Origin of the sequence: Legionella pneumophila subsp. fraseri (assembly GCF_000586315.1) — a bacterium.
Taxonomy (GTDB): domain Bacteria; phylum Pseudomonadota; class Gammaproteobacteria; order Legionellales; family Legionellaceae; genus Legionella; species Legionella pneumophila_B.
On sequence record NZ_JFIM01000052.1, the window covers coordinates 1 to 3406 of the forward strand.

Consider the following 3406-nt stretch of genomic DNA (forward strand, 5'->3'; position numbering starts at 1 on the left):
CAAAAGGCAAGATCTGACCCTCTAGCTCTTGCTCTAGCTCTTGTTGAACTCGGCTGCCATGTACATTACATCGACAATAAAAGCCTGCTCTTATCTCGCCCTAAACCACGAAAAAAACGTATCAAAATGTCTTCGGAATTTTGGCAAAATCTGTCTAACCCAGCAGCTCGACTTATCATGGCCTTACAAACTCATTTTGGCCTTACGTTTCAGGAAGCTATCCATTTTAAAATGTCATCCCATGTCCAACATAATCGGTTGTCGATTGCAGAACGTGTCATTCCAATTTGCATCCCAGAACAAGAGATTATTTTGCATGAATTGAAACAGCTAGTGGGTGAAGAAAAAAGCCTTCTTAAAAAATACGGTCAGCAATATATCCGTATCTCATGGCAGCCCATGGTTCACCATTATTTAAGAATTGATCAATATCTGTGATGGTATTGCTTAGCCCCTCTCCATGAAGCCATTCATTAATATGTGGCTGATGAATCCACCCCAGAACAAGTTCATGTTGAGATTTATTCATGGGTTTGAAACAAAAACGAAACTCATTTGTGGAGGTTTTAATCATCAAAATAATACTCAAATCAGGGCCCTTATCTTTGAATTGTATCATTTATCAGAAAACGGTCTACTAATAAAAGAGCCTCAAGAAACCCTGTGTCCTAGGAGCTGAATCCTTGGGGGAAGTAGCTATTTAATTCAACTAATTCAATTTAATAGGCATTAGAGGTGCCTTTTCCTCATTAACATCAAAATCTTTAAGGTTTTCTTTACCAGCTTTAAAATCACTGATTTTACTTTTAAACTGTTTAAAATCTGATTTAAATTTTTCTGTGTCTTCTACTTTGCGTAATATATCATCCCCTTTTTGCTTCCATGATTCTTTATTAAATAAATTACCAAAAAATTTATATACACTTCCCAGGAACTTGTCCATTGCCGTTTTGACATTCAATGGTACACTTGAATCATTTCGCATACCACTTTCTACGTTTTTGAATTTGTTGACATTTTCTATAGTTGGTTGCGCAGCGACTTGATAACTCGCTTCGGCGATTTTCATGGCTTGTTTTGGAGGTATTTCATTATTTTGATAAGCTGATTTGACGGTTTCTAATAAAGTAATACTGTCTTTAATTAGATTTTGATGTCCCAAATCGTTTCCTTTTTGACTCCACAATTCTTTTAGAGAGTTAATTTTGTTATCAATACTAATTTGTAGTAACGGATCATCCACATTATCAGGATTATAATTATCGATAGCGACAGCATCCTGATACTCAAGGCCAGGGTGTCGATAAGACGCATAATCTCCTAAAGGATTATCTGTTGGATAAATGGTGCCTTTTTTGATGTTATTTTCTTGAAATTTTTGTTCAATTTCTTTAGCAAGCTTATACATCTCTTGTTCCTGACCCGGCGGAATATAGATTGTGATTTGCATGCCTTGAATAATACGGTCATTCTCTTTGACTAAATTTTCGCATTTTTGTATTCTTTCATCATGTTTCTGTAGCAAAAATTCATAAAGTTTTTTTGCATCAGTCGCATGAGGCTCCCATTCTTCTCTCCCATGAGTTAAAGCTCCCGCTTGTTGTTTTAATTGATCTAAATTTAATTCCCCATCTTTATATTTTTGTATAAATACCTCCTTTTCGTGTTTTACTGTATCCAACTGTTGCATGTTACGTTCTTTTGCTGCTACGGCGCGAGTCATGTCCACAACTTTAAACTGAGCGGCTTTATCATGCAGCAATGGATAAGCAAGATCCCAGGCTTTACCAATATCCTCAGGGGCAATACTGAGGTGAATTTTCCAATTACTTTCCATTTCTTGGTGTGCTTTATCATCTAGTCCTTTATCTGAAAACACTACGAAAGTTGAGTTTTTTACTTTAAATTTCTCATTTTGGTTCGCTGAAAATGCGTTTTCAATTGTTTTTTTATCTGATTCGACAGTGAGCGCCTCGTAATTATATTGGGAAGATTCAGTTGACATGGTTGGACTCCCTAAATTGCCCTTATATAGCTATATTTTTAATTATAGTATGTAATCAACTAGAAAATTTTGCTTAGCTGGGAGTCATATTTAACGGTGTACCAGGCCTTGAGCCATCTTAAAACTGGTATATGAAAACCTCATTACCCCAAGAATGTGACTGATTATTTATCTTTTTTGTTATTTTATATTATAATTGTTGTTTTTTTGTGATAAGAGAAAAATTATGCCCTCTAGCCAACTAGCCCTATTATGTGAACAAATTGAAAAGCAAGACACAGATCATTTTGGTAAATTTTATATGTATGTTGCTTTGTTAAATACCGTGGCAGTAAGAAATAAAACCTTTACAGATGGTTTACCCAAGTATTCTGGTGGACTTGCATTTTGGCGAAATAATCCTTTGAAAACTGGAGACATACCAGTTGAGTTCACCAAGGAACTTAATAGCTATACTCGTGAGTTTATTAATTCACAACCCCATTGGTCGAATACCCTATATAATATTGCTATGGCCTATGTTCGCAAAGGAAAAATTTCAGACTTAATCTATATTATTGACCAAATGCTCTACCATCTGATGGCAATACAGGGACACCAAAGCCATAACAATGAGATTTACGACAACATTCATTTTGACGAAAAAAAAGAAGGTTTAATTGCATTTATTCAGCAAATTTCAATGCTTAATCAGTTATTACTCTCTACAGTAGATAATGGATGTAATACAGCATTATCTTTATTAATGGTTACCACAGGAGCTGTCCTGGTTTTAGCCTCTGTTTTTTCCCTTATACCTACTGTTATTGGGTTGGGGCTTGTATTGGGTGGAGCATGTTCTGCTTATTATTTTATGGACCAATTAAATGAACAAACAGAACAGTTGGAAAAACAAATGGAGCAGGTAGTAGAAAAAGTGCAGCAGCTACCAAGAGATGAGAGTTTATTTGGTGATAGCAATTACAAAGCTTTTTATGCTGCAGCTATTAAACCATTACCTTACGCAGCATTTACTGCAGCGGAACAATTAATGTTTGATGACACACAACAGAAAAAATTAAAAGAGCAACGCCAGACTCTGGATACAGTGTGTGCCATTTTGTCCTATTGAGTTTTATATGACAATATTACGATCATGAATTAATAAAGTTAGAAGTAAAAAATTTCTCTGAAAAAATAAACTTATGTTGGTACTGCCATCAGAATCGTACTGACTCAAAATTATTGCAGTTTGTAGGACAATTACCGAAGCGCTTCCTTATATAGCCTAGCAAGCGTAGCCCGGATGGAGTGGAACGAAATCCGGGGTGTTCGAAACCCAATATCCTGGATTACGGCTGCGCCTGCATCCAGGCTATGCTGGGCTATTTAGGAATTAGACGGATTTATTATAGCATCCTT

At 35.8% G+C, this 3406-nt stretch carries 2 protein-coding genes and 2 pseudogenes; 2 read left to right on the plus strand and 2 right to left on the minus strand.

Translation table 11 applies throughout. The annotated features are described in order from the left end of the window. Window positions 1-438, plus strand: a pseudogene (locus tag CC34_RS1000000117470) (hypothetical protein); the annotation flags it as partial. On the opposite strand, the pseudogene CC34_RS1000000117095 reads toward CC34_RS1000000117470, so the two are convergent. Then, window positions 377-574, minus strand: a pseudogene (locus CC34_RS1000000117095) (GNAT family N-acetyltransferase); the annotation flags it as partial. The pseudogenes CC34_RS1000000117470 and CC34_RS1000000117095 sit on opposite strands and share 62 nt — an antisense overlap. A 135-nt stretch (window positions 575-709) precedes the next feature. After that, a complete protein-coding gene (locus CC34_RS0110060) occupies window positions 710-1879 on the minus strand; it encodes a hypothetical protein (RefSeq protein ID WP_129317196.1) in 1170 nt (389 codons plus the stop codon). A 352-nt stretch (window positions 1880-2231) separates the two neighbouring features. On the opposite strand from CC34_RS0110060, the gene CC34_RS0110065 reads away from it, so the two are divergent. Next, on the plus strand, window positions 2232-3116 hold the full coding sequence (locus CC34_RS0110065; protein WP_027228616.1) for a hypothetical protein: 885 nt from the start codon (window positions 2232-2234) through the stop codon (window positions 3114-3116). The last annotated feature ends 290 nt before the right edge of the window (window positions 3117-3406 follow it).